The sequence below is a fragment of the Frigoribacterium sp. AC759 genome, from assembly GCF_979256015.1.
Map to the genome: position 1 here is coordinate 31,215 of NZ_CEEDMT010000012.1, position 26,205 is coordinate 57,419.

Annotated in this window: 18 protein-coding genes; 17 read left to right on the plus strand and 1 reads right to left on the minus strand. The window is 72.5% G+C overall.

Annotated elements, in window-relative coordinates; genetic code table 11:
• The first annotated feature begins 30 nt into the window (after window positions 1–30).
• From ACZ6JE_RS10075 to ACZ6JE_RS10105, 7 genes are all read left to right on the plus strand, one after another.
• Window positions 31–1,554 (plus strand): serine/threonine-protein kinase, encoded by a 1,524-nt coding sequence (locus ACZ6JE_RS10075; RefSeq protein ID WP_464318860.1) that lies wholly within the window; start codon window positions 31–33, stop codon window positions 1,552–1,554.
• Complete coding sequence (locus tag ACZ6JE_RS10080; protein ID WP_464318861.1) at window positions 1,551–7,403, plus strand: Ig-like domain-containing protein; 5,853 nt, start codon at window positions 1,551–1,553, stop codon at window positions 7,401–7,403. Before ACZ6JE_RS10075 ends, ACZ6JE_RS10080 begins: the two co-directional genes overlap by 4 nt.
• Window positions 7,404–7,422: 19 nt before the next feature.
• Window positions 7,423–8,394, plus strand: a complete 972-nt coding sequence (locus ACZ6JE_RS10085; protein WP_464318862.1) for an AAA family ATPase — start codon at window positions 7,423–7,425, stop codon at window positions 8,392–8,394.
• On the plus strand, window positions 8,391–9,785 hold the full coding sequence (locus tag ACZ6JE_RS10090; RefSeq protein WP_464318863.1) for a DUF58 domain-containing protein: 1,395 nt from the start codon (window positions 8,391–8,393) through the stop codon (window positions 9,783–9,785). Before ACZ6JE_RS10085 ends, ACZ6JE_RS10090 begins: the two co-directional genes overlap by 4 nt.
• Window positions 9,782–12,136 (plus strand): transglutaminase TgpA family protein, encoded by a 2,355-nt coding sequence (locus ACZ6JE_RS10095; RefSeq protein ID WP_464318864.1) that lies wholly within the window; start codon window positions 9,782–9,784, stop codon window positions 12,134–12,136. Before ACZ6JE_RS10090 ends, ACZ6JE_RS10095 begins: the two co-directional genes overlap by 4 nt.
• A gap of 59 nt (window positions 12,137–12,195) precedes the next feature.
• Window positions 12,196–13,959 (plus strand): FHA domain-containing protein, encoded by a 1,764-nt coding sequence (locus ACZ6JE_RS10100; RefSeq protein ID WP_464318865.1) that lies wholly within the window; start codon window positions 12,196–12,198, stop codon window positions 13,957–13,959.
• Between the two features lie 139 nt (window positions 13,960–14,098).
• Window positions 14,099–14,932 carry a hypothetical protein gene (locus tag ACZ6JE_RS10105; protein ID WP_464318866.1) on the plus strand — a complete coding sequence of 278 codons (834 nt, stop codon included), beginning with the start codon at window positions 14,099–14,101 and terminating at the stop codon, window positions 14,930–14,932.
• 3 nt (window positions 14,933–14,935) lie between these two features.
• Here ACZ6JE_RS10105 and ACZ6JE_RS10110 read toward each other — a convergent pair whose 3' ends face one another.
• Window positions 14,936–15,988: an asparaginase gene (locus ACZ6JE_RS10110; RefSeq protein WP_464318867.1), complete on the minus strand. Its 1,053-nt coding sequence runs from the start codon at window positions 15,986–15,988 to the stop codon at window positions 14,936–14,938.
• Between the two features lie 45 nt (window positions 15,989–16,033).
• On the opposite strand from ACZ6JE_RS10110, the gene ACZ6JE_RS10115 reads away from it, so the two are divergent.
• The 10 genes from ACZ6JE_RS10115 to ACZ6JE_RS10160 all read left to right on the plus strand — a co-directional run bounded on the left by ACZ6JE_RS10115 (window position 16,034) and on the right by ACZ6JE_RS10160 (window position 26,200).
• Window positions 16,034–16,513 carry an OsmC family protein gene (locus ACZ6JE_RS10115; protein ID WP_192058082.1) on the plus strand — a complete coding sequence of 160 codons (480 nt, stop codon included), beginning with the start codon at window positions 16,034–16,036 and terminating at the stop codon, window positions 16,511–16,513.
• Window positions 16,514–16,699: 186 nt separating this feature from the next.
• Window positions 16,700–17,266, plus strand: a complete 567-nt coding sequence (locus ACZ6JE_RS10120) for an FKBP-type peptidyl-prolyl cis-trans isomerase (RefSeq protein ID WP_464318868.1) — start codon at window positions 16,700–16,702, stop codon at window positions 17,264–17,266.
• Between the two features lie 31 nt (window positions 17,267–17,297).
• Window positions 17,298–18,311, plus strand: a complete 1,014-nt coding sequence (locus ACZ6JE_RS10125) for an FKBP-type peptidyl-prolyl cis-trans isomerase (RefSeq protein WP_464318869.1) — start codon at window positions 17,298–17,300, stop codon at window positions 18,309–18,311.
• 130 nt (window positions 18,312–18,441) lie between these two features.
• Window positions 18,442–19,518, plus strand: coding sequence for a 1-deoxy-D-xylulose-5-phosphate reductoisomerase (dxr, locus tag ACZ6JE_RS10130; RefSeq protein ID WP_192058076.1), 1,077 nt, complete (start codon window positions 18,442–18,444; stop codon window positions 19,516–19,518).
• A gap of 102 nt (window positions 19,519–19,620) precedes the next feature.
• Window positions 19,621–20,955, plus strand: coding sequence for a M50 family metallopeptidase (locus ACZ6JE_RS10135; RefSeq protein WP_243215118.1), 1,335 nt, complete (start codon window positions 19,621–19,623; stop codon window positions 20,953–20,955).
• Between the two features lie 41 nt (window positions 20,956–20,996).
• Window positions 20,997–22,145, plus strand: coding sequence for a flavodoxin-dependent (E)-4-hydroxy-3-methylbut-2-enyl-diphosphate synthase (ispG, locus tag ACZ6JE_RS10140; RefSeq protein WP_182501110.1), 1,149 nt, complete (start codon window positions 20,997–20,999; stop codon window positions 22,143–22,145).
• A gap of 230 nt (window positions 22,146–22,375) precedes the next feature.
• Complete coding sequence (locus ACZ6JE_RS10145; RefSeq protein WP_243215117.1) at window positions 22,376–23,299, plus strand: MetQ/NlpA family ABC transporter substrate-binding protein; 924 nt, start codon at window positions 22,376–22,378, stop codon at window positions 23,297–23,299.
• A gap of 79 nt (window positions 23,300–23,378) precedes the next feature.
• Window positions 23,379–24,416 (plus strand): methionine ABC transporter ATP-binding protein, encoded by a 1,038-nt coding sequence (locus ACZ6JE_RS10150; RefSeq protein ID WP_192058072.1) that lies wholly within the window; start codon window positions 23,379–23,381, stop codon window positions 24,414–24,416.
• 1 nt (window position 24,417) lies between these two features.
• Window positions 24,418–25,077 carry a methionine ABC transporter permease gene (locus tag ACZ6JE_RS10155; protein ID WP_192058070.1) on the plus strand — a complete coding sequence of 220 codons (660 nt, stop codon included), beginning with the start codon at window positions 24,418–24,420 and terminating at the stop codon, window positions 25,075–25,077.
• Window positions 25,078–25,168: 91 nt separating this feature from the next.
• Complete coding sequence (locus ACZ6JE_RS10160) at window positions 25,169–26,200, plus strand: AAA family ATPase (protein ID WP_192058068.1); 1,032 nt, start codon at window positions 25,169–25,171, stop codon at window positions 26,198–26,200.
• Window positions 26,201–26,205: the final 5 nt, after the last annotated feature.

Here is a 26,205-nt window from a genome sequence, read left to right on the forward strand (position 1 = left end):
ACGGAGTCGCCGCTCGTGGCGAGAGGCCCGGTGGCGACACCTACAATCGATCGCGCCGACCCGACGTCGGCCCACCTGACCGAACGACCGACCTTCGAGGAGGCCGACGTGGCGCGACGACTGCCGTCCCAGCCCCCTGTGCTGCCCGGTTTCACGCCGGTGCGGGTGCTCGGCTCGGGCGGCTTCGCCGACGTGTTCCTGTACGAGCAGAACATGCCGCGTCGTCAGGTCGCGGTGAAGGTCATGCTCAGCGAGGTCGTCGACGACCGCGTGCGTCAGATGTTCCAGGCCGAGGCCAACCTCATGGCGCAGCTCAGCGCGCATCCGTCGATCCTCACCGTCCATCAGGCGAGCGTGTCCGCCGACGGTCGGCCCTATCTCGTGATGGAGCTCTGCTCCTCCTCGCTCAGCGATCGCTACCGAAAAGACCGCATCCCGGTGGCGGACGTCCTCCGCATCGGCGTCAAGATCGGCAGCGCCGTCGAGACCGCGCATCGACAGGGTGTGCTGCATCGCGACCTCAAACCGTCCAACATCCTGACCACCGCCTACGGGCATCCCGTCCTGTCCGACTTCGGCATCGCCGCGTCGCTCGTCGAGAGCGAGCCGAACGACGTCGTCGGCATGTCCATCCCCTGGTCGGCACCCGAGGTCCTCCTGGACGAGACGGGCGGCACCATCGAGTCCGAGGTCTGGTCGCTCGGGGCGACCGTCTACTCGCTCCTGGCCGGACGCAGCCCCTTCGAGATCCTCGGCGGGGAGAAGAACACCGCGTCCGATCTGATCGCGCGGATCGACAAGGCCCGCCTCGCGCCCACCGGTCGGACGGACGTGCCGGCGAGCCTCGAGCGCGTCCTCGCGACGGCGATGTCGAGACGCCCCCAGCAGAGGCCGTCGAGCGTGCTCGAGCTGATCCGGGAGCTGCAGCGGATCGAGAGCGAGATCGGCGTCGCGCAGACCCCGATCGAGGTCGCCGTCGACGACTGGGCGCTCGCCACCGTGGCGGACCTCGAAGACCGGACGCGCCTCCGGGGGGCCGCCCCGGCGGTGTCGGCGAGTCGTCGCCGCCGACGACGGCGCGTGACCGAGGCTCAGGCCCGGGCGGTCCACGGTGGCGACACGGTCGGGGATCGCGCCGTCTCCCGAGGGGTCGCGACGAGGACGGGCCGCGAGGGGCGCAGCAGGACGAGGGGCGCGATGGTGGGGCTGCTGGTGGCCGTCGCGGTCGGCGTCATCGCTCTGGGGGCGGCCGCCACGCTGGTGCTGGTGCGATCCGACCCGGACAGCATCCCGCGGGTGGTCGACGTCGAGGCGGAACGGGACGGCGAGACCGTGACCTTCCGCTGGGACGATCCGGGCCTGCGGGCCGGCGACCTGTACGTCATCGAGACCGACACCGCCGGGAGGGCCGACACCAGCCAGCAGGCGGGCGCGAGCTTCGTCGTCGGCGACGCGGCCGACCGTTCCGAGGTCTGCGTGACGGTGAGCGTCAATCGCGCCGGCCGCACGGGCCAGCCGAGCGCGGAGACGTGCGCGTCGGGGGAGGGCGGATGAGTCGTCTCGGCGCCTGGATGCGATCGCATCGATCGGCGGTGGCCACGGGTGTCAGCGGGCTCGTCATCGTGGGACTCGTTGCGGGCGTGGCCCTCGTCGGGCCGGGGTACGAGCAGCAGCGCCTCGACCTGGACGACGGCACCGTCTGGGTGGCGAACGGCTCGCGGACGGCGATCGGCCGCGCCAACCCCGACGTGGGGGAGCTGAACTCCGCCGTCCGGAGTCAGGGTTCGGATCTCTCGGTCGTGCAGACTCCGACCGCCGTCGTGCTCGTCGACCGTACGAGCGCGACGGCGGGGATCGTGGACCCCGCGACCGCCACGGCGGATGTCAGCGTGCCGCTGCCGCCCGAGAGCCCCGAGGTGCTGCTCGTCGGCGATCGCGCCGTCGTCCTGTCGGGGGGCACGGGCGAGGTCTGGTCGACGCCGGCGGCCGAGCTCGACTCGTTCACGAGCGACGCCGCCGCCGACTTGAGCCTCGGGGGCGACCTGGTGGCCGGCACCTCACCCGAGGGAGGGATCGTCGTGTTCTCGGCCGAGAGCGGGATGGTCTCTCTGGTCGACTCCGGCCAGGGGCTCGACGTGACGTCGACGCAGGCCGTCGAGACGACCGGCGAGGGGCCTTATCAGGTGGCGGCCGCCGGCTCCCACTGGGCGCTGCTCGACACGGTGTCGGGCGAGCTGACCGTCGACGGACGCACGGTGGAGGTGCCGGGCGGCGGAGATGGAGTCTCCGCCCTGCAGACCGGCGGCGCCGCCGACGACGCGTTCGTCGTCGCCACGCCGAGCGGTCTCTCGTCCGTGCCGTTCGCCGCCGACCGCGTCGACGAGCTCGTCTCGGGTCGAGACGGGACGCCGGCACGACCGGTGGTCGTCGACGGATGTCTCCGGGCAGCCTGGTCGGACGGGACGGAGTGGAGCGACTGCTCGTCGTCACGCGGCGGTCTCACCGCACTCGAGGGGGTGCCCGCCGACGCGGGTCTCGTCTACGACGTGAACGGACGCCGGGTCGTCTTGAACGATCCGGTCACCGGTCGCAGCTGGGCGGTGCAGTCGGGCGGCCGACTCATCGACAACTGGGACGACCTGCTCGATCGCGACGAGATGCGACAGGACGACGAGGACGACGTCGGCGACGACACGCTCGAGCTCGACCCCGACCAGAAGGCGCCGGTCGCCGCCGACGACGACTTCGGAGCCCGCGCCGGTCGCGCCACGAGCCTCCCCGTGCTGCTCGACGACTACGACCCGAACGGCGATCCGCTGTCGATCGACACGGTCGAGGGCGTCGACGACGCGGCCGGACGGGTCGACATCGTCGACGACAGGCAGCATCTGCTCCTCACCCTCGACGACGCCGCGAGCGGCGTGCTCGTCTTCGACTACACGATCTCGGACGGGAGGGGCGGACGGGACACGGCGACGGTCACCGTGACGGTCCGGTCGCCCGACGAGAACGGTCCGCCCGAACAGCGTCGATCGTCGGAGGCGGTGGTCGCGTCGTCGGGTCGGGTCACCACGCCGGTGCTGGGCGACTGGGTGGACCCCGACGGCGATGCCTTCTATCTGACGTCCGCCTCGGGCGAGGGCGGTGTCTCGTCCGCACCGGACGGCGACGTCGTCTACCAGGACAGCGGCGCCGGGGCGACGACCACGGACGTCGCGCTCACGGTGTCCGACGGGCGCGCCGAGGCCAACGGCGTGCTGCGCATCACCGTCGCGGCGGCGGGGGACACCCCGCTGACGACCGACTCCTTCTCGGTCCAGGCCTACGCGGGTCGGCAGACGACGATCAGGCCCCTGGCCTACGCCGAGGGAGGCACGGGCCCGGTCTCGCTGAACAGCGTCCCGGCACAGGAGGGCGCGGAGATCGCTCCGAGCTACGACGCGGGGACGCTGCTCTTCACGAGCGACGAGGTCCGGACCCACAACCTGGAGTACACGGTCACCGACGGCGACCAGACCGCGAGCGGGACCATCCGCGTGGAGGTGCTCTCGCCGCCCGACGTCAACAGCGCACCCGTGACGACGCCCAAGACGGTGTTCGTCGAGACGCTCAGCAGCGAGACCGTCGATGCGGCCGGGACCGATCGTGATCCCGCCGGGAACGTCCTCCTCGTGACCTCGGTCTCGCAGGCGCCCGAGTCGACCGGGCTCCGGGTCGAGACGATCGACCAGCGCTACGTCCGGGTGACGCTGACCAGACCCCTCGACGACGGTCCCGTCGAGCTGTCGTACACCGTGACGAACGGGCTCGCCTCCGCGGTGGGGAGCATCACCGTCGTGGAGATCCCCCGCCGCTCGCAGACCCAGCCGCCGGTCGCCACCGACGATCAGGCGACTGTCCGTGCGGGAGACGTCATCGACATCGACGTCCTCGCGAACGACGAGCAGCCGAACGGCGACGAGGTCTCGCTCGGGCACGACCTCCGTCGCCCGGTGCCGGAGGGTGGCGGTCTGCTGTTCGCCTCGGGTGACCGACTGCGCTACCTGGCCCCCGAGACGCCGGGCATCGTGTCGGCCGTCTACACGGCGGTCGGCGAGGACGGCCAGACCGCCGACGCCCAGGTCACCATCACGGTCCGGGAGTCCGATGCGGCGACCAACGCGCCGCCCGTGCCGGAGACCGTCACCGCACGCGTCGTCGCGGGCGAGACGGTCCGCATCACCGTCCCGCTCGACGGCATCGACGCCGACGGAGACAGCGTGCAGCTCGTCGGGATCGGCAGCAACCCCGACAAGGGGGCCGTGTCGATGTCCGGTCCCGATCGTCTCGACTACGAGGCGGGCCCGTACGCGGCGGGCACCGACACGTTCGAGTACTCGGTGGTGGACGGCCTCGGGGCGCGAGCCACCGGCGTGGTGCGCGTCGGAGTGTCGGCCAGGGCGGACGGCTCCCGGGCCCCCGTCGCCGTGGAGGACGACGTCACGATGCGACCGGGCGGTTCGATCACCGTCCGGGTGCTCGACAACGACTCCGACCCCGACGGCGGAGATCTCTCGGTCACGGGCGTCGAGTCGAGTGATGAGACGGTCGATGCCGTGGTGGTCGACGACGAGCTCGTCACGGTCACGCCGCCGTCGACGCCCGGCAGCTACGGCGTGGTGTACGAGGTCGAGAACGCGCGCGGGGGGTCGAGCTCGAGCTTCGTCACCGTGACCGTCGATCCCGACGCTCCGCCGAACCCCCCGCTCGCCGACGACACCGTGCTCGACCTGCGCGACATCCGCGGTCGGGTGTCGGTCGACGTCGACGTCCTCGCGAACGTCTTCTCCGCCGACGTCCCGACCTCCCGGCTGGGACTCGGCGTCGAGACCGGCTACGACGGGACGGCCGAGGTGACGGAGGCCAGGCGCCTCCGGATCACGGTGACCGACGCGAGTCAGATCGTCCCGTTCTGGGTGTCGCACCCGGCCGACCCCGACGTCCGGTCGCTCGCCTTCGTTCGGGTCCCCGGCTTCGACGACGCGCTGCCTCAGCTCGACCGCTCCGCCCCGTCGCTCTCCGTCGTGAGCGAGAGCACCCTCCGCATCGATCTCGAGGACTACGTCATCGCGGCCGGAGACCGGGGCGTCCGGCTGACCGATGCGGGGTCCGTCCGGGCGACCCACGCGAACGGCGACGACCTCGTGGTCGACGACACGACCCTGAGCTTCACCTCCGCCGATCTGTTCTTCGGGGTCGCCTCCGTCTCCTTCGAGGTCACGGACGGCCGCTCGGCCGACGACCCCGAGGGTCGGACGGCGACCCTCGTGCTGCCGATCACGGTCACGCCGCGCGACAACCAGCCGCCGGTGTTCACCGGGACGTCCCTCGACCTCGAACCGGGGGAGTCGCGTTCGATCGACCTCTCGAGGGTGACGACCTACCCGTACCCCGACGACGTCGGCGAGCTCCGGTACGAGCTGGGACGGGCGTCCGGGCCGGGGTTCTCCTTCGATCTCACAGGACGCGAGCTGACGGTCACCGCCGCCGCGTCGACGGTCGAGGGCACCACGCGCACCCTGCCCGTATCGGTCTCCGACTCCGCGGCCGTCGGACGAGGAGGCGCGGTGCGGCTGTCCGTCGTCGGCTCGACCCGGCCGCTGGTCGCCCCGGCCGCCGACACGGTCGTGGTGGCTCGTGGCGGGGCCGCCACGGTCGACGTGCTCGCGAACGACGAGAGCCGGAACCCCTTCCCGGGGCAGCCCCTGCGCGTCGGCGGCATCCGCGGTCTGGCCGGCGCCTCGCTGCCGGCCGGGGTCGCCGTGACGCCGAGCGACGACGGACGGACGCTGGCGGTGCGCGTGGCCGCGACGGCCTCGCCGATCGACGCCAACATCCAGTACCAGGTGGTGGACGCGACCGGTGATCCCTCGCGCGCGGTCTGGGGCAATGTCACGGTCTCCGTCCAGGACGTCCCCGACACCCCGGTGGCACCCGTCCGAGTCGGGGACTCCTCGGGCGGCCGGCTGACGCTCTCGTACGCTGCGCCGGCGTCGAACAACTCCCCTCTGACCGGCTTCCGTCTCACGGGCGTCGGGTCGGGCGGCACGGTCTACACGAGGGACTGCGGCGTGTCGACGGTCTGCACCCTCACCGACCTCGATCCCGAGCAGACCTTCCGGTTCTCCGTCGTCGCCGCCAACGCCGTGGGCGCCTCGGAGCCCAGCGCCTCGAGCGACCCGTACCGTGCCGACTTCGTACCCGCGGCTCCCGGTGACGTGCAGGTGTCGCCGTCGACGACGGCGCCCGGGGTCCTCGACGTCCGATGGGCCGCCGTGCCGCGACCTGCCGGAGGGACCGCCGTGACGGGCTACACGGTCGAGATCACGGGCGACGGGGCGCCGGGGCCGCGGTCGACGACCTCGACGTCGGCGTCCATCCCCGGCCTCGTGCCGGGAGCCCGCTACGACGTGCGGGTCTTCGCGACCAACAGGGCGCAGGTCGCCGACGCGTCCGACTGGTCGCGGAGCAGCGCGGTTCGGGCCGCAGCCGTCGGCGTCCCCGGCGCCTTCGCCGTCCGGGCCGGAGCCACGACGAACCAGGTGTCGATCTCCTGGACCGTGCCGGGCGCGGCCGGAGGGTCGGCTCCCCGCTTCGACGTCTACCGGTCGACGTCCGGGACGACGGTCACCGGGTGCTCGGCGACCGGCACCAGAGTGGCGCAGGGCCTCTCGTCGACCACCTACAGCGAGTCGCCCGACCGGGACGCGACCTACGGTTACACGGTCGTCGCGTCGAACGGGATCTTCTGCTCGAGCGCCGGCGCGACGGCGGAGAGCGTGACGCCGCCGGGTCGCGCCGAGGGATCGGTGGCCGTCGAGTACCGCGGCCCGGGGGGTCTGTTCAAGGCGCGCGTCCAGGGGCTGTCCGCACCGGGAGCCGTCGACTCCTACCGGTACCGGCTCGGTTCCGGCGAGTGGCGTCCCGTGCCCGCCGACGGCTTCATCGCCGACGACAACGGGAACGGCGTGCCTCTCAGCGTCACCCTGCAGGCCTGCCGCACGGGTCAGACCCGCGACGAGTGCGGTCCCGCGTCGGCCGCGACGAGCGCGACCCCGGTCGACACGAGGGCCGTCGTGTCCTCCTGCACGGTCGGCGCGCCCCTGGGAGCGTCGGAGCCCCGCAACGTCGGCACGCCCGTGACGTCCGTCGTCGTGACGTTCGCCGGGCCGGGCTTCCCCGGGGGAGTCTCGAGCGACCCCGAGGGGATCGCCTACGGTTACAGCAGCGTGGTCCCGGACGGCGCGACCTCCGTGTCGGTCAAGGCGACCGTCGACGGTCACACCGACCCCGAGTCGGCGACCGCGCTCTGCGATCCCGCGCCCGGGCCCGCGTCGACCGACCCGACCGACCCCACCCCCTGACGAGAGAGCGAACGATCGCATGAGCATGACCCCCGAGCAGGCCGCCTGGTTCTCCGACGTCTTCGGTCGCCTGGTGGCCGGCGTCGACCAGGTGCTGCTCGGCAAGTCGTTCGTGGTCAGGCTGTCGTTCACGGCGATGCTGAGCGAGGGGCACCTCCTCCTCGAGGACTTCCCCGGAACGGGCAAGACGTCCCTCGCCCGCGCGATCGCGCAGAGCGTGCAGGGCACGAGCAGCCGGGTCCAGTTCACGCCCGATCTGCTGCCGGGCGACATCACCGGGGTCAGCGTCTACGACCAGGGGCGCAGGGAGTTCGAGTTCCATCGGGGTCCGATCTTCGCGAACGTGGTGCTGGCCGACGAGATCAACCGGGCGAGCCCGAAGACGCAGGCGGCCCTGCTCGAGGTCATGGAGGAGGGGCGGGTCACCGTCGACGGCGTCAGTCACGACGTCGGGCGCCCCTTCATGGTCATCGCGACGCAGAACCCCATCGAGCAGGCGGGAACGTACCGGCTCCCCGAAGCGCAGCTGGACCGCTTCGTCATGAAGACCTCCATCGGGTACCCGGATCACGCGGCGACGGTGCGGATCCTCGCGGGATCGGCGACCCGGGTCCACGAGGGGTCGATCCCACCCGTCGTCCGGGCCGACGTCGTCACCGAGATGGCGCTCCTGGCCCGCACCGTGCATGTCGAGCCGAGCCTCAACGACTACGTCGCCCGGCTGGTCGAGGCGACCCGGGCGGCCGACGAGGTCCGGCTCGGGGTCAGCGTCCGCGGCGCACTCGCCCTGGTGCGCTGCGCCAAGACCTACGCGGCGTCCCAGGGGCGCCACTACGTCGTGCCGGACGACGTCAAGGCCCTCGCCGAACCCGTCCTCGCGCACCGCATCGTCCTCGACCCCGAGGCCGAGTTCGACGGCGTCACCCCGTCGAGCGTGATCGGCCAGCTGCTCCTCGAGACGCCCCCGCCGGCCGAGCGGAACACCGTGTGAGCGCGACCCCGACCCGAACGAGCCGTCGCGGGCGAGGCGACGCGGGCGTCGACCATCGACTCCCCGGGGCGACCGCCGGCGTCACCGAGGCGCGCACGCGCATCGTTGGCGGACGCGTCGGTCCCGGCGCCGGTGCCGTGCGCGCGGCGGCCGAGGCGGCCCAGGCCGTCCGCCGCGCCCTGTCGGGGGCCGGACGCGCCGTGTCGACGCTCGTGACCCCGCTCGGCTGGTCCGTGCTCTGCGTCGTCCCGCTCGGTCTCGTCGCCGGCTACGCCCTCGGGTGGACCGAACTGCTCGCCATCGCCGTGGCCGCCCTCGTCATGCTCGTCCTCGCGGCCCTCTCGCTCCTCGGCCGCACCGCCTTCGAGGTCGCGGTCGTGCTCCCCGACGACCGTGTGTCCGTGGGCCAGCCGCTGACGGGCGAGCTGCGGGTGGCGAACCCCACGCGGCGTCGCGTCGTCGGAGCGACCGTCGAGATCCCGGTGGCCGACGGACTCGTCGAGCTGCACCTCCCCGGGCTCCGCGCCGGCGGGTCCGTCCACGAGCCGTTCAGCGTCCCGACGTCGCGCCGCGGTCTCGTCCGGGTCGGTCCGGCGCGCACGGTGCGGGGCGACGCCGTCGGGCTCGTGCGTCGCGAGATCGAGTGGACCGACGCCGCCGAGGTCTTCGTGCACCCGACCACCGTCGGCATCCCGAGCACCAGCACGGGGTTCGTCCGCGACCTCGAGGGCAGCCCCACCCGCGATCTCGCGCCCGACGACCTCTCGTTCCACGCGATCCGCGAGTACCAGCCCGGCGACGAGCGTCGTCACATCCACTGGCGGTCGACGGCGAAGACCGGCACGTTCATGGTCCGCCAGTTCGAGCAGAGCCGCCGGTCGCACCTCGTCATCGCCTTGAGCCTCGCCCTCGACGACTTCGCCGACCCCGAGGAGTTCGAGCTCGCTGTCAGCGCCGCGGGGTCCCTCGGCGTCCGGGCCATCCGCGACGCGCGCGACCTCAGCGTCGTCGTCGGCGAGCGCACGCCAGACTCCGCCCGACGCCGCGCCGTCGCCGTGCGGACGCTCGACACGGTCACCCGGGGCCGGCTGCTCGACGGTCTCGCCGTCGTCGAGGCGTCCGAGTCGGCTCCGACGATCGCCGACGTCGTCCGGGCGGCGGGCGGTCAGGCGACCGGCGTCTCCGTCGCCTTCCTGGTCGTGGGGTCGACGACGACGCTCGCCGCACTGCGGTCCGCCGCCGTGCGGTTCCCGCTGGGCGTCGAGGTCGTGGCGATCGTCTGCGATGCGGAGGCGGTCCCGGGGGTGCGGCGGCTGACGGATCTCACGGTGCTGACGATCGGCTACCTCGACGACCTGCGGCAGTCCCTGGCCAGGGCGGCGGCCTCGTGAGCGTCGACCCGGCGAGCCGCGGACCGGCGTCCGGACGACGGGCGGGAGCGGCGCGACGACGGCCCCGCGCCCCCTTCGTCGCCGCCGTCGCCGGGCTCCACGCCCTGTCGATGCTCGTCGCGACGTCCACCCTGTGGCCGGTGTACCAGAGCTCCGCATTCGTCGCGCTCGTCGTGGTCACCATCGCGGTCGGAACAGCCGTCGCGGTCGGCGGGGCCGTGCTGCGCGCGTCCAGCCTCCTCGTCCTGATCGCGACGGTCGTCGTCTACCTGCTGCTCGGCGTACCCCTGGCCGTGCCGTCCCAGACGGTCTGGGGCGTCGTCCCCACGGCGGCCGGTCTCGTCGACCTCATCGGCGGCACGGCCCTGGGGTGGAAGCGGCTCGTGACGATCGGACTGCCGGTCGGCAGCTACGAGGCCCTCCTCGTCCCCGCCTTCGTGCTCGTCCTGCTCGCGACCGTGATCGGGCTGAGCGTCGCCCTCCGGTCGCGGCGGGGCGAGCTCGCCGTCGTCGCCCCGATCGTCGTCTATCTGGTCGGCATCGTGCTCGGACCGAGAGACGCCTGGCTTCCCCTCGGCACCGGGCTCGCCCTCCTGGCCTCGTGCGTGGCGTGGTCCCTGTGGTGGCGCCTCCACAGACGTCGGGTCGCTCTGGCAGCGCTCGCAGGAGGCGCGGAGGCGGTCCGCGCGTCGGGTCACCGGACCGTCGCCGTGCGCGCCGTCGCCGGCTCGGTCGTCACGCTGCTCGTCGCCGGCGTGGTCGCCTCGGCGGTCGTCGTCGCCGCGCCGCCCTCGTCGCCCCGGACGGTCGCCCGGACGGTCGTCGACCCGCCCTTCGATCCGCGGAGTCTCGTCAGCCCCCTGACCCGGCTTCGGGTCTACGAGCAGCAGCCCGCCGTCGACCAGACCCTCCTGACCGTCCGCGGCCTCGGTGCCGGGCAGCTGCTCCGCCTCGCGACGCTCGACACGTACGACGGCGTCGCGTTCACGGTCGGCAGCTCCGAGGTGTCGAGCGAGTCCGGGTCGTTCGATCGGATCCCCTCGTCGGTGGACCAGTCTGGTGTCGAAGGCCGGCGGGTCGAGCTCTCCGTCGAGGTCGGCTCGTACCGGGGGGTCTGGCTGCCGACGGTCGGTCGTCTCGAATCGATCGAGTTCGGCGGCGACGACGCCGCGACGCGGCCGACCGGACTCTTCTACAACGACGTCAGCGGGGCGGCCGTCGTCGACGGCGGACTCGACGCCGGAGACACCTACCGCCTCGACGCGGTGCTGCCGACGGGGCCGGACGTCGACCGGCTGGCCGACCTGACGCCCGGCCCGGCGAGCGTGCCGGAGCCCGTCGCCGTCCCGGACGAGCTGACCGACGCGCTCGCCGCCGACGTCCGAGGCGTCGACGGCCCGGGTGCCCGGCTTCAGGCCGCTCTGTCGGCACTCCGTGACGACGGATACATCTCGCACGGCATCTCCGACGACGAGCCGCCGAGCCGTTCGGGTCACGGCTCCGAGCGTCTGGCGCAGCTCTTCACCGACCCGGTCATGATCGGCGACGCCGAGCAGTACTCGGCCGCGGCCGCTCTGATGGCCGGCGAGCTGGGGTTCCCCGCGCGCGTCGTGATGGGATTCGCGCCCGACGTCGGTGAGGCGACCGACGGCTCGGTGTCCGTGACAGGAGCCGATGTCACCGCGTGGATCGAGGTCGACACGCGGGAACACGGCTGGGTCGCGCTCGATCCCGTCCCTCTCGATCGCCCGATCCCCGACGAGCGGGTCCTCGATCCGAACCGACTGCAGCGCCCGGAGTCGGTGGTGCAGCCGCCCCTCCGGGAACCGCAGCTGCGCGACGAGCAGGCCCCGCCGCAATCCGACCAGGAGACGCCGGAGGCGCCACCGGCCTGGCTGGCTATCGTCCGGCTGGTCGTCCCCATCGTCGGCGTCGTCGCTCTCGTCCTGGGACTGCTCGCCTCGCCGTTCCTCGCGATCGTCGCGGCCAAGGCACGTCGGCGTCGTCTTCGTCGTCGGCATCCGGACCCCGCGGTCCGGATCGCCGGCGGGTGGCGTGAGTTCCACGACGCCGCTCTCGATCACGGAGTCGAGATCCCCGCCTCGGCCACCCGGAGCGAAGCTGCCGAGATCGTCGGGGGCTCGCGTCCGACCGTGCTCGCACGGGTCGCCGATCGTGCGACCTTCGCCCCGGCCGAACCGGCGGCGGAGGACGCCGATCGCGTCTGGGTCGCCGTCACGGAGATGAGGAGGGCCTTCGACGCCCGGGCGACGAGATGGCGGCGGGTGGTGGCAGCGGTCTCGTCTCGTTCACTCCGCGGATACCATGGCCGGAAACGTCCCGAACGCTAGCTAGAGGTCTCTTCCGCATGCAGTGCCCCACCTGTGCCAGTCCGTTGCCCGTCGGCGCGATGATCTGCGGCGAGTGCGGCCGTACGCTCTCCGGTGTCGACACCTCGGGTCCCGCCGGGCCTCCTGTCGCCGACCCGGCGGACTCCCGCCCTCCTGCCTGGCGGCTGCAGTCGCCTGCGCGTCCGGCCGCTACGGATCGTCCCTGGTGGGTCCACGACACGACGGCGGATGCCCTCGACGAGGCCCCGTCGGTCTCCGACGACCTCGCTCCCTCCGCGTCGGACCCGGTGCCGGTCTGGCGCGACGGCTCTCCGGAGGCGTCCGCCGACCGTGAGGCGGAGCATGCGGCGGCGAGTGCCGCAGCGGCCGCGGAGGACGCCGCCGCCGCGACAGCGTCGGAGGAGTCGCGACAGGCAGGCGGTCCGAGCGCCGTCGGCGGCGGTGCCGCTCCCGTGACGCCCCGGCCGGCGCCTCTTCGCGAGCCGTCGCCTCGTGGCGACGACGCCTCACGTCCGCAGACGGCCCCGCTCTGGACGGCGTCGTTGACCCCGGTGTCCTCGCGGACGGATGTCCCGGTCGTCGACGGAGGAGGCACCGGTGGCGCCGTGGCCTCGTCGCCCGGGGACTCGGCCGACGCGGACTCCGCCACGAGCGACCCCGCGGACGCGCCGGAGATCGAAGCGACGGAGATCGGGGGAGCGGCGCCGGAGTCCGCCCCCGTATCCGCCGATCCGGGCAGGGGCGGAACGACGGGCGACGTCGCGGACGTCGCGTCCGACGACGCCCCGTCCGAAGCCCATCCGACCGGCATGACCGCCGCTGATGCCGCGGACGACACCCCGGCCGCCGCCGACCCGGCTGACGCCCGGTCCGTCGACGCCGGCTCGCCCGTCGCGAGCGCCCCCGGCCTCGGTTCCACCGGTGCGCATTCCACCGACGACCGCCCGGTGACGGACGACGTCGTCCCCGGGCCGGGGGACACCGTCCGTGTCGAGCCGATCGCCGATTCCACAGTCAGCCCGCGGGACTCCGGCGCCGCCCCCGTCCCCCTCGTGGAGCCGGGCACCGCTTCCGCTGCGGAGCGCTGCACGGAATGCGGCGCCGAGATCCACGAGGACGACATCTTCTGCGGCGTCTGCGGCGCCGTGGTGGCCTCCGTCGCGTTGTCGTTCACGGGGCCGATCGTCCCGCTCTCGCGACGGAGCCCGCTCGACGGCGACGATCGCCCCGCCGAGGTCGTCGTCGCCCCTGAGATGCGGTCCGCCCTGGTCGACGGCCCGTCCCGGGCCGACCAGCCGGAGCAGCGGTCGGAGCCGCAGCAGCGGTTCGAGCCGGAGCAGCAGCAGTCCGAGCCGGAGACGGACCACGAGCGTCCGTCCACGCAGCATCTGCCGCCGGTACCCGAACCCGCCTGGGGTCCCCGACGGCCCGCCGCGCCGACAACGGCCGACGACGAGGACGTCGACGAGACCCGCCTGGTCCGTCGCGGACCGACCGGATCGCCCTTCGTGCTGCAGTTCAGCACCGGCGAGAGCTTCACCGTCGACGGTTCGGGGCTCGTCGGGCGGGCTCCCACCCCGCAGCCCGGGGAGTCCTTCGATCAGCTCGTGCGCATCGTCGATCCGGGCCGGTCGGTCTCGAAGACGCACCTCGAATTCGGTCAGGACGACGGGCACCTCTGGCTCAGCGACCGCTGGTCGGGCAACGGCACCATCGTCCGTCCGCACGGCGAACCCGCCCGCAGGCTGGAGCCCGGCACCCGGGTGCGGGTGAGCCGGGGGAGTCGCGTCGACATCGGCGAGCAGTTCTTCGTCGTCGGCTGACCCCTCCCCGGCGGCGCCGACCCCGCGGTTCTCCACAAGCGCTCTCCGACAGCGCCCGCGGAGGCGGGGCCGCGTGGTCTCGTGAGGTGTGAGCCTCGCCGAACCCCCGCCTCCTCGACGGACGATCGTGCTCCCCGCCGTGCCACCGCGGCCCCGGGCCAGGCGTCCGCCGGTGCACGCGGCGGGCGTCGCGATCGTCGCCTCGATCGTCGTCGGCGTGAGCGGCTCGGTGCCGGTGACCGCGGTCGCCGCATCGGCCGTCGCCGTCGTCGCAGCGGTCGTCGGCGTCTGGTCGGTCGTCGAACTCGTCGGCGCCCCGGCTCGGATCCGACACGGGCGGCGCCGCTTCGAGGAGGCGATCGCCTCCGTCGAGCGGACGATCCGCGAGCTGCACAGGCTCGAGCTGGCCGAACTGCATCAGAGGTTCCCCGGCAGCGCCGCCGTGGCTCGGGCCGGTCGTGACGTGATCGACGCGACCTCCGGTGCCGGGGCGACCCGCGCCTCCGGGGCGACGCCGTACCTCGTCCTGGGCCGGGGCGCCGTCGAGAGCTCCCTGCGGACGACGACGCCGCCCGAACCGCGAGTCCCGGTTCGACGCGTCGGGTCAGCCGACGATCCGGCGGCTCTGGCCGACATCCGACGACTCGTCGACGAGGCGGCCACGCTCGCCGACGGTCCGCTCTGCGTCGAGGCGCGCGGCTCCGTCGGGATCGTCGGTCCGATCGTCCTGGCGCGGGCGGCGGCCCAGGGGTATCTCCTGCAGGCCCGCCGACTGGGCGCGGCCTCGCTCGAGGTGCGTCATGGTCGGACGAGCGCCGACGTCGGACGGGTCGACGTGCTCGTCGTGATCGGGGCCGATGCCAGGGCGCAGGTCGTCAGGCGCGACGGCCGACCCTGCCGGGTGGCGGTCGATCTCGACCTCGTGTCGATCCGCGACCCCGTCGACGGGTGGCGGGGAGCGGGCTCGTGCTGACCCTCAGGCCCGTCCGCCGACGAGTGCGTCCGAGAGGCGGATGCGACCGACGTCGCGGCCGGCGCCGAGCACGCGCTCGCTCGTCGCCTCCACGACGGATCCGGCGGCGTCCGCATCGACGGCGCCCTGGCCGACGAGCAGATGCAGGGCCACCATCGTCGCGGCCCGCAGATTGCCGTCGAGGATCTTCACGGCCGTGCCGATGCCGTCGAGGGTGCCCATCACCAGGACGCCCTCCGCTCCGAGCTTCGCGAAGAGCCCGAGCTCGTCGATGGCCACGGTGTTCGCCCGGCCCGGTCCGTCGAGGGCCCAGGCATCGGCGAGCACGGCCTCGACCAGGAGGCGCGCGTCGGGATCCGCGTCGGAGGGCGTCGACCCGGTGCCGGTCGCGACCCCCGCCGAGCCGGCCACGACCGCCACGGCACGCGCGAGCCCGGCGATCGTGGTCGCGAACACGGGTGCGCCGCAGCCGTCGACGCCGGCGTGGTCGACGACCTCGCCGGTGAACTCCGAGACGGTCTCGCGTGTCGCGCGCTGCAGCGGGTGGTCCAGATCGGTGTAGGTGGTCGGGTCCCAGCCGTTCTCGGCGCAGGCCAGCAGGAACGCCGCGTGCTTGCCCGAGCAGTTCATGGCCATCCGCCGTGCCCCGTCGGCACGGCGTGCGCTCGCGCGGTCGCCCGGCCAGTCGGGCGGGCAGAGCAGGTCGTCCTCCGAGCTGCCCGAGCGTGCGAGCAGCTCGGCGACCACGGCGAGGTGCTCGGCCGTGCCCGCGTGGCTCGCGGTGGAGAGGACGGCCTGGGGGCCGGCGAGGGCCACGCCGGACCGCATGACGGTCAGGGCCTGCAGCGGCTTGAGGCACGAACGCGGGTAGATCGACGCACCGACGTCGCCGACCTCCCTCAGCATCGATCCCGCGGCGTCGACCACGATGCCCGCCCCGAGGTGACGACTCTCGTCGAGACCCGATCGCGTCAGGACGGCCAGCTCGACGCTGCCGTCGACCGTGAGGGGTCTGCGGGTGGACGACGATGGGGCGAGGAGGCGCGGGTCGGTCATGATGGGGAGTGTACCGAGACCGTCGGCACCGACCGAGGAGGACCCATGCTCGACCACGACTACGCCGTCGACCTGCGCTGGACGGGAGCCCGGGACGTCGGGACGGTCTCGTACAGGTCGTACGGGCGCGACAACACCCTGAGCGCCGACGGCAAGCTGCACGACATCGCCGCGTCCGCCGACCGGACGTTCCACGGCGACGCCGACCGCTGGAACCCCGAGGAGATGCTGCTCGGCGCGCTCGCGCAGTGCCACCTGCTCAGCTACCTCCACGTCGCCGCCACCGACGGGGTCGTCGTCGTGGCCTACGAGGACGCCGCCGTCGGTCGCATGACCCAGACCGCCGACGGCGGGGGCCGGTTCACCTCGGTCACGCTCCGCCCCGTGGTCACGGTCGCCGAGGCGGGAATGGCCGACCGTGCCCTCGCCCTGCACGCCGACGCCGCCCGGAAGTGCTTCATCGCCTCGTCCGTCGCGTTCCCGGTCGACCACGAGCCGCGCATCGTGGTGGCCTCGCAGCCCTAGCCGCGCAGCCCTGGCCGCGCGGCTCCAGCCGCGCAGTCGCGCAGCAGCCCAGCCGCGCACCCGCACACCCGCCCGCAACCGCGAACGGCTCCCAGGCGCCCCGTCGGGAGCGTGCGGCACAATGGTCGTCGTCGCGGCGCCGTCACCGGCACCGTCCGATCCCCGCCCACAGACCGAGAGATCCCCATGCGCCGTCCCCTCGCCCTCCTCGCCGTTCCCGCCCTCGTGTTCGCGCTCGCCGCCTGCGGCGGCACCGACGCCGGTGAGGAGTCCAGCGCCGGCGGCGCGGCGACGCCCAGCGCGTCGGCCACCTCCGAGGCCCCGCTGCGCGCCACGGGCGAGCCGCAGGACCCGACGCCCGGGTTCCCGACGGTCGAGCTCGCCGCCGACGGCGCGCCCACCGTGACCGTCCCCGAGACCGACCCGCCGACCGACCTGCAGGTCGAGGTGCTGAAGAAGGGCGACGGCCCCGTCGTCGAGGACGGCGCCACGGTCACCGTCCAGTACGAGGGCGTCGTCTGGCAGACCGGCGAGACCTTCGACTCGAGCTGGCAGCGCGGCGAGCCCGCCACGTTCGGCACGGGTCAGGTCATCACCGGCTTCGCCGAGGGCATGGTCGGTCAGACCGTCGGCTCGCAGACCATCGTCTCGATCCCGCCGGCCGACGGCTACGGCGACAACGTGCCCCAGGGTGCCGCCTTCACGGCCACCGACACCCTGGTGTTCGTGATCGACATCCTCGCCGTCTCCTGACCCGGCGCGACCCCGTCCCCGGCTGCCCCTCGTGACCGACCCCGCCCGCGCCTCCTCGGCCCACCCGTCCGCTCGGCGGAGGTCGAGGCGCGCGGCGGTCTGGGCGGCGCCTGTCGTCGCCCTGCTGCTGGCGGGCTGCACGACCGATGCCGAGCCCGCGCCGACCGACCAGCCCTCGGCGTCGGCGGCCCCCACCACCTGCCTCGAGTCCGGCCCCGAGTCCGACTCGATCGAGGTCGGCGGCGTCTTCGGCGAGAAGCCGACCGTCGAGCTGCCGTCGCCGGTGACGGCCGAACGCAGTCAGCAGACCGTCGTCGTGCCCGGCGACGGGCCGACCACCGAGGTCGGCGACGTGGTGCGGGTGGCCATCACGGTCTTCGATGCGCAGTCGGGCGCCGAGCTGAGCACGGCGGGTTACACGGGCGGGTCGGGCGAGCAGCTCACGATCAGCGGCGACTTCTACGTGCCCGGCATCGAGGGTGCACTCTCGTGCGCGCAGGCCGGCTCCCGCACGGTCACCGTCGCGTCGGCGGCCGACATGCAGCCCGGCTCGCCGGGCACGGACGCACCCAACCCCGCGGCGATCATCGTCGTCGACACGTTCTCGATCGTCCCGACCCGTGCGACGGGTGAGGCGCAGCCTGCCGAGCAGGGCTTCCCCGACGTCGCCCTGGCCGACGACGGCCGCCCCACGGTGACGATCCCCGACGCCGACCCGCCGACCGACCTCCGCATCGAGGTGCTGAAGAAGGGCGACGGCGAGATCGTCCCCGATCCGGCGAACGTCACCGTGCAGTACCAGGGCGTCAACTGGCGGACGGGCGAGGTCTTCGACGAGAGCTGGGGCCGCGGCACCGTCGCGACGTTCTCGACCGACCAGGTGGTGACGGGCTTCGCCGAGGCGATGATCGGCCAGACCGTGGGGTCGCAGGTCGTCGTCATCGTGCCGCCCACCGACGGCTACGGCGAGGAGGGCGAACCGGGCTCCGGCATCGAGCCGACCGACACCCTCGTGTTCGTCATCGACATCCTCGCCGTCGCCTGAGCACCAGCCCGATCGGCCGGCACCCACCACCCCCGACCCGCAGCACCCCCGACGCGCCTACGCCCCGACGCCCCGACGCCCCGACGCCCCGACCCGCCGAGCCCGGGCGCCTCGGGCCTAGGGTGGCCTCATGCGACGCATCACCATCCTCGGCTCCACCGGTTCGATCGGCGTCCAGGCGCTCGACGTGATCGAGAAGAACCCGCAGCTGTTCGACGTGGTCGGTCTCTCTGCCGGCACCAACCGGGCCCTCGTCGCCGAGCAGGCCGCCCGCTTCGGCGTCGAGCACGTCGCCCTCGGCACCGACGAGTCGGTCGCGCTGGTCCGCGACGTCGAGGCCGACGTCGTGCTGAACGGCATCACGGGCTCCGTCGGCCTCGCGCCGACCCTGGCCGCGCTCGACTCGGGGGCGACGCTCGCCCTGGCGAACAAGGAGAGCCTGATCGTCGGGGGAGACCTCGTCCGCGAGCGGGCTCGACCGGGCCAGATCGTGCCGGTCGACTCCGAGCACTCGGCGATCGCGCAGGCCCTGCGCTCCGGTGCGTCGTCCGAGGTCAGGCGCCTGGTGCTGACGGCGTCGGGCGGGCCCTTCCGGGGTCGCTCGCGGGCGTCGCTCGCCGACGTCACACCGGCCGAGGCCCTGGCCCACCCCACCTGGGACATGGGCCTGGTCGTCACGACCAACTCGTCGACGATGGTGAACAAGGGTCTCGAGGTGATCGAGGCGCACCTCCTCTTCGACGTCGACTACGACGACATCGACGTCACCGTGCACCCGCAGTCGATCGTGCACTCGATGGTCGAGTTCGTCGACGGCTCGACGATCGCGCAGGCGTCGCCGCCCGACATGCGACTCCCGATCTCGCTCGGGCTGGCGTGGCCCGACCGCGTCGCCGGGGTGGGTCGACCCCTCGACTGGACCACCGCCTCCTCGTGGACCTTCGAACCCCTCGACGCCGAGGCGTTCCCCGCCGTCGAGCTCGCGAAGCAGGTGGGTCGGGCGGGCGCGACGTTCCCGGCGGTCTTCAACGCCGCGAACGAGCAGGCCGTGCTGGCGTTCCACGAGGGTCGTGTGGGGTACCTCGGCATCCTCGACACCGTCCGCGAGGTGGTCGACCGGCACGACGCGGGCCCCAGCACCCTCGAGGGCGTGCTCGAGGCCGAGCGCTGGGCGCGGGCCGAGGCCGACGCGCTGCTCGCCGGCTAGCCCAGGAGGCGGGGCGGAGCCGAGGAGGCGCGGCGCGGGTTCCCAGCATCGCCAGGGCGGTCCCGTGGTCTCTTCCCGGCTCGGCACGGCTACCCTTGCCCGGTGCTCACCGTTCTGCTCTTCATCGTCGGCGTCCTGATCATGGTCGTCGGCCTCGCCGTGTCGATCGCCCTGCACGAGGTCGGTCACCTCGTCCCGGCGAAGCGGTTCGGCGTGAAGGTCGGGCAGTACATGATCGGCTTCGGTCCGACCCTCTTCTCGCGGACGAGGGGCGAGACGCAGTACGGCGTCAAGGCCCTGCCGCTCGGCGGCTACATCTCGATGTCGGGGATGTTCCCGCCGGCGAAGAACGGCGAGGCCGGTCGGGCATCCAGCACCGGGTTCTTCCAGACGCTCGTCCAGGACGCCCGGACGGCCAGCGCCGAGACCATCGACGAGGGCGACGAAGAGCGCACGTTCTACCGGCTGCCCGTCTACAAGCGGGTCATCATCATGCTCGGCGGGCCGACCATGAACCTGCTCATCGCGGTCGTGCTGTTCGGCGTCGTCCTCTGCGGGTTCGGGGTGGCGCGCGAGAGCACGACCGTGGGTCTCGTCAACGAGTGCGTCCTCCCCGCGGGGTCGACGGCGACCTCGTGCCCCGCCGACGCCACACCGGCGCCCGCGTTCGCGGCCGGCCTCCGCAACGGCGACCGCATCGTGTCGATCGACGGCGAGACCATGAGCGACGGCGACCAGATCGCCGCCGTGCTGCGCGACTCCGCCGACACGACCCTCGACGTGGTCGTCGACCGCGACGGATCCGAGCAGACGCTCGAGGTGACCCCGACCCTCTCCGAGCGGTACGTCGTCGACGAGAGCACCGGTCAGTACGAGGAGGCCGCCGACGGCACCCCGGTGACGCGCGAGGTCGGCTTCGTCGGCATCGGGTTCGCGACCGAGACCGCGCGGCAGCCCGTGACCGCCGTGCTGCCCGCCGTGTGGAACAACGTCACGCACGTCGTCGACCTGATCATCCACCTGCCGCAGCGACTCGTCGGCGTCGCCGAGGCGGCCTTCGGCGGCGGGGAGCGCGACGCCAACGGGCCGGTCAGCGTCGTCGGCGTGGGGCGGATGGCCGGCGAGATCGTCAGCCTCGACTCGGTGCCGATCGTCGACCGGGCCGCCTACGTGGTCAACCTGCTCGCGAGTCTGAACGTGGCGCTCTTCGTCTTCAACCTCATCCCGCTGATGCCGCTCGACGGCGGTCACATCGCCGGCGCGCTCGTCGAGGCCGTCCGCCGGGGCTTCGCGAAGCTCTTCCGCCGACCCGACCCCGGGCCCGTCGACACGGCCAAGGTGATCCCGTTGACCTTCGCCGTCGTGATCCTCCTCGGGGGCATGAGCGTGCTGCTCATCTATGCGGACATCGTGAACCCGATCGATCTGTTCGGCTGACGGTCACTCGGCGCCCAGCGCCGAGGTTTACGATTGGGCTCGTGCCAGCAGTCAATCTCGGAATGCCGAAGGTCCCCGAAGTCCTCGCCCCGCGCCGCAAGACGCGGCAGATCAAGGTGGGCAAGGTCCTCGTGGGCGGTGACGCCCCGGTCAGCGTGCAGTCGATGACCACCACACCGACGCCCAACATCAACGCCACGTTGCAGCAGATCGCCGAGCTCACGGCGAGCGGCTGCGACATCGTCCGTGTCGCCGTGCCCAGTCGCGACGACGCCGAGGCCCTTCCGATCATCGCGAAGAAGAGCCAGATCCCGGTCATCGCCGACATCCACTTCCAGCCGAACTACGTGTACCAGGCGATCGACGCCGGCTGCGCGGCGGTCCGGGTGAACCCGGGCAACATCCGCAAGTTCGACGACCAGGTCGGCAAGATCGCGGCGGCGGCGAAGGCGGCCGGCGTCTCGATCCGGATCGGCGTCAACGCGGGGTCGCTCGAGCCGAGCATCCTCCAGAAGTACGGCAAGGCCACCCCCGAGGCGCTCGTCGAGTCCGCCGTCTGGGAGGCCTCGCTCTTCGAAGAGCACGACTTCCACGACTTCAAGATCTCGGTCAAGCACAACGACCCGATCGTCATGGTCAAGGCCTACCGTCAGCTCGCCGAGCGCGGCGACTGGCCGCTGCACCTCGGCGTGACCGAGGCGGGCCCCGAGTTCCAGGGCACGATCAAGTCCGCCACGGCGTTCGGCATCCTGCTGGGCGAGGGCATCGGCGACACCATCCGCGTCAGCCTCAGCGCGCCGCCCGCGCAAGAGGTCAAGGTCGGTCTGCAGATCCTCCAGTCGCTCAACCTGCGCGAGCGCAAGCTCGAGATCGTCAGCTGCCCCAGCTGCGGTCGCGCCCAGGTCGACGTCTACAAGCTGGCCAACGACGTCACCGACGGCCTCGAGGGCATGACCGTACCCCTGCGAGTCGCCGTCATGGGCTGCGTCGTGAACGGCCCGGGCGAGGCCCGCGAGGCCGACCTCGGCGTCGCCTCCGGCAACGGCAAGGGCCAGATCTTCGTCAAGGGCGAGGTCATCAAGACCGTCCCCGAGTCCGAGATCGTCCAGACCCTGATCGACGAGGCGAACCGTCTCGCAGCCGAGATGCCCCCGGGCGAGACCGGGTCGCCGCAGGTGCTGACCGTCTAGACGCGAGCCACGGGGTGCCAAGCGCCCCTGCCGAGGAGGCGCGGTGCAGGTCGACCTGCACCGCGCCTCCTCGGCGTCCCGGCCCGACGACGCCACCGATCGCCGTCGCATGTGTCGCCGTGTGACCCCCGCGTGGGCGGGTGCGGTCGTGGTGCGTCATCATGGATGTGCCTCGATGGTCCGCACAGCAGCCGGCCTCGGGGCTTCCCTGTGCCATCGAGAGGATCCCCATGACCGACGCCACCCCCCTGATCGACGCCCCGAAGAAGGGCCCGGGCCGCCTCATCGCGATCATCGTCGTCGTCGTGCTCGTGCTGGCCGCCGTCGGGATCGGCTTCGCCGTCTCGCGGGGCGGATCGGGCGACGAGACCGTGCGCATCGGCGTCGTCGGCAAGAGCGACCCGTACTGGCAGACGTTCGTCGACGCGGCCGCCGACGAGGGCATCGACGTCGAGCTCGTCGACTTCGGCAGCTACGAGCAGCCGAACCCCGCGCTGACCGAGGGCGAGGTCGACCTCAACCAGTTCCAGCACATCGTGTACCTGGCGCAGTACGACGTCGCGGCTGACGCGGACCTCGTGCCGATCGGCTCGACGGCCATCTACCCGCTGCCGCTGTACTCCGAGCAGTACACCGACGTCAGCGACTTCCAGAAGGGCGACACCATCGCCGTCCCGGACGACGCCAGCAACCTGGCGCGGTCGCTGCTCGTGCTCCAGTCGAACGGCCTGATCGAGCTGAAGGGCGGCGGCGACGCCTTCTCGGGCATCAACGACATCGACACCGAGGCCTCGACCGTCCAGGTCACGCCGGTCGCCGCCGACCTGGCCGCCACGTCGCTCCCGGACTTCGACGGGGCGATCATCAACAACGAGTACGCCACGAAGGCCGGTCTCTCGTCGGAGGACGTCATCGCGCAGGACGACCCCAACGACCCGGCAGCGCTGCCCTACGTCAACGTCTTCGCCGCCCGTGAGGCCGACGAGGACGACGAGACCTACAAGAAGCTCGTCGAGATCTATCAGGACACCCAGTCGGTCACCGACGGCGTCGTCGAGAACTCGGGCGGCACCGCCGTGACCGTCAAGGTGCCGGTCGCCGACCTCCAGTCGTCGCTCGACGACACGCGAGAGCTCGTCGAGCAGAACGGCTGACGCCGCCCTCGACCCCGTCCGACCCGTGTGCCGTTCCGGTGCGCGGGTCGGCTCCGTTCCCCCCGTGACGAGGAGACCCATGCCCGCCATCACCCTGACCGACGTCGTCAAGACGTATCCGCCCCGAGAGAAGGGCGCGGCTCCGCTGACGGCGGTCGACGGCGTCAGTCTCGAGATCGCCGACGGCGAGATCTTCGGCATCATCGGGTACTCGGGGGCGGGCAAGAGCACGCTCGTGCGACTGATCAACGCCCTGGAGCCCACCACGAGCGGGCGGATCGAGATCGACGGGTCGCCGATCACCGGTCTGTCCGAGCGGCAGCTCCGGGTGAAGCGGGCCGGCATCGGCATGATCTTCCAGCAGTTCAACCTCTTCTCGTCGAAGACGGTCTGGGGCAACGTCGAGTTCCCGTTGAAGGCGGCGGGCGTGCCGAAGGCCGAGCACCAGCGGCGGATCAGCGATCTGCTGCACTTCGTCGGGCTGGCCGACAAGGCACACGCCCGCCCCGATCAGCTCTCGGGCGGGCAGAAGCAGCGCGTCGGCATCGCCCGGGCACTGGCGACGTCGCCGGGCATCCTGCTCGCCGACGAGGCGACCAGCGCCCTCGACCCCGAGACCACCCAGGAGGTGCTGGGGCTGCTGCGACGCGTCAACGCCGAGCTCGGCATCACCATCGTGGTGATCACCCACGAGATGGACGTCATCAAGTCGATCGCCGATCGGGTCGCCGTCATGGACCGGGGCCGCGTCGTCGAGATCGGCGAGACCTTCGACGTGTTCTCGTCGCCGCGCGAGACGTCGACGAGGCGGTTCGTGTCGACGGTGGTGGCGGGCGCCCCCGCCGGAGACGAGCTCTCGGCGCTGCGCGCCCGGCACCCCGGTCGACTCGTGACCGTGCGGGTCTCCGAGGGCGGGGTCGACCAGGGGCACGTCTTCGGCGTGCTCGCGCGGCACTCCGTCGCGTTCGAGATCGTCTACGGCGGCATCGACGAGATCGCCGGTCGCACGTTCGGCACGCTGACGCTCGCCCTGTCGGGGGCGCCCTCGTCGGTCGACGACGCCCTCGCCGACCTCGGACCGGCCGCGACCGAGCTCGCGACCCCGGAAGGACGCTGACATGGACTCCCTGATCGAACTCCAGCCCCTGCTCTGGCAGGCCGCCTACGAGACCGTCTACATCGTCGCGCTGACCCTGCTCTTCGGCGGCATCGGCGGACTCGTGCTGGGTCTCGCCCTCTATCTGACGCGCGGGGGAGCGCTGTTCGCGAACCGGGTCGTCTTCGGCGTGCTCAACGTGGTGGTCAACGTCTTCCGTCCCATCCCGTTCATCATCTTCCTGGCCGCCGCGCAGCCGCTGGCCCGGGTGGCCGTCGGCAGCGGGGTCGGCAACGCGGCGATCATCTTCACCCTGTCGCTCGCGGCGTCGTTCGCGATCTCCCGCATCGTCGAGCAGAACCTGCTGACGGTGCAGCCCGGTGTGATCGAGGCCGCCCGGGCCGCCGGAGCCGGACCGTTCCGCATCATCCGGAGCATCATCCTGCCCGAGGCGCTCGGGCCGCTGGTGCTCGGCTACACGTTCATCTTCGTCGCGCTGGTCGACATGTCCGCGGTCGCGGGCTACGTCGGCGGCGGCGGACTCGGAGCCTTCGCCCTGCTCTACGGCTACCGCCAGTTCGACCCGGTGGTCACCTGGGCGGCCGTCCTCCTGATCATCGTGCTCGTGCAGCTGGTGCAGTTCCTCGGGAACACCCTCGCCCGCAAGGCGCTGCGCCGCTGACCCGGCGGGTGTCGGCGGCGTCCCATGGCGGTCGTCCGCGACCGGTGATCCACCCGGCGGGCATGTCGGCGGCCTGGTTTACAGTGGGCGGGTGACGGACACGACGACGCCCCCGCCTCCTGCTCCCGCCCGGGGTCCGATCGCTCCGGCCGAGCTCGAGCGGGCCCGGGACGTCGTGGGGGCCGTCTCGAAGGCGTTCTCCCGCAAGGTCGTCGGGCAGACGTCGCTCCGCGACACCTTGCTCATCGCCCTGCTCACGGGCGGGCACGTGCTGCTCGAGAGCGTCCCGGGTCTCGCCAAGACGACCGCCGCGCAGACCCTGGCGCAGTCCGTCGCCGCGAGCTTCACGCGCATCCAGTGCACACCCGATCTGCTGCCCAGCGACATCACGGGCACGCAGATCTACGACGCCCAGCAGTCCACCTTCGTCACGCGCCTGGGGCCCGTCCACTCGAACTTCGTCCTCCTCGACGAGATCAACCGCTCGAGCGCCAAGACCCAGAGCGCCATGCTCGAGGCCATGCAAGAGCGGCAGACGAGCATCGGCGGCGTCGTGCACCGGCTGCCGCATCCGTTCCTGGTGCTGGCCACCCAGAACCCCATCGAGCAGGAGGGCACGTACCAGCTGCCCGAGGCCCAGCTCGACCGGTTCCTCCTCAAAGAGGTGCTCGACTACCCGTCACCGGCCGAAGAGGCCGAGATCATCCGTCGCATCGAGGCGGGCGTCTACGACGAGGCGACACCCGAGCCGCGATCCGGGGTCTCCCTCGACGACGTCGTGTTCCTGCAGGGGCTGGCGAAACGGGTCTACGTCGACCCCTCGATCGTCAACTACATCGTCCAGCTCGTCTACGTGACCCGCCACCCGCAGCAGTACCTGCCGGGCAGCCTCGCCGACTACATCGAGTTCGGGGCGAGCCCCCGCGGCAGCATCGCGTTCACGCAGGCGGCGAGGGCCCTGGCCCTGCTGCACGGCCGCGACTACGTCATCCCCGAAGACGTCAAGCACCTCCGCCACGGGGTGCTGCGGCACCGCGTCATCCTCGGCTACGAGGCCGCCGCCGACGAGATCGCGCCCGAGACGATCATCGACGCGGTCTTCGCCGCCGTCCAGACCCCCTGACGACC

Excerpts from the sequence above, each read along its gene's own strand:
- ACZ6JE_RS10080 (WP_464318861.1), top strand. The coding sequence starts at position 1,551 with ATGAGTCGTCTCGGCGCCTGGATGCGATCGCATCGATCGGCGGTGGCC.
- ACZ6JE_RS10085 (WP_464318862.1), top strand. The coding sequence starts at position 7,423 with ATGAGCATGACCCCCGAGCAGGCCGCCTGGTTCTCCGACGTCTTCGGT.
- ACZ6JE_RS10100 (WP_464318865.1), top strand. The coding sequence starts at position 12,196 with ATGATCTGCGGCGAGTGCGGCCGTACGCTCTCCGGTGTCGACACCTCG.
- ACZ6JE_RS10110 (WP_464318867.1), bottom strand. The coding sequence starts at position 15,988 with ATGACCGACCCGCGCCTCCTCGCCCCATCGTCGTCCACCCGCAGACCC.
- ACZ6JE_RS10115 (WP_192058082.1), top strand. The coding sequence starts at position 16,034 with ATGCTCGACCACGACTACGCCGTCGACCTGCGCTGGACGGGAGCCCGG.
- ACZ6JE_RS10120 (WP_464318868.1), top strand. The coding sequence starts at position 16,700 with ATGCGCCGTCCCCTCGCCCTCCTCGCCGTTCCCGCCCTCGTGTTCGCG.
- dxr (WP_192058076.1), top strand. The coding sequence starts at position 18,442 with ATGCGACGCATCACCATCCTCGGCTCCACCGGTTCGATCGGCGTCCAG.
- ACZ6JE_RS10145 (WP_243215117.1), top strand. The coding sequence starts at position 22,376 with ATGACCGACGCCACCCCCCTGATCGACGCCCCGAAGAAGGGCCCGGGC.
- ACZ6JE_RS10150 (WP_192058072.1), top strand. The coding sequence starts at position 23,379 with ATGCCCGCCATCACCCTGACCGACGTCGTCAAGACGTATCCGCCCCGA.
- ACZ6JE_RS10155 (WP_192058070.1), top strand. The coding sequence starts at position 24,418 with ATGGACTCCCTGATCGAACTCCAGCCCCTGCTCTGGCAGGCCGCCTAC.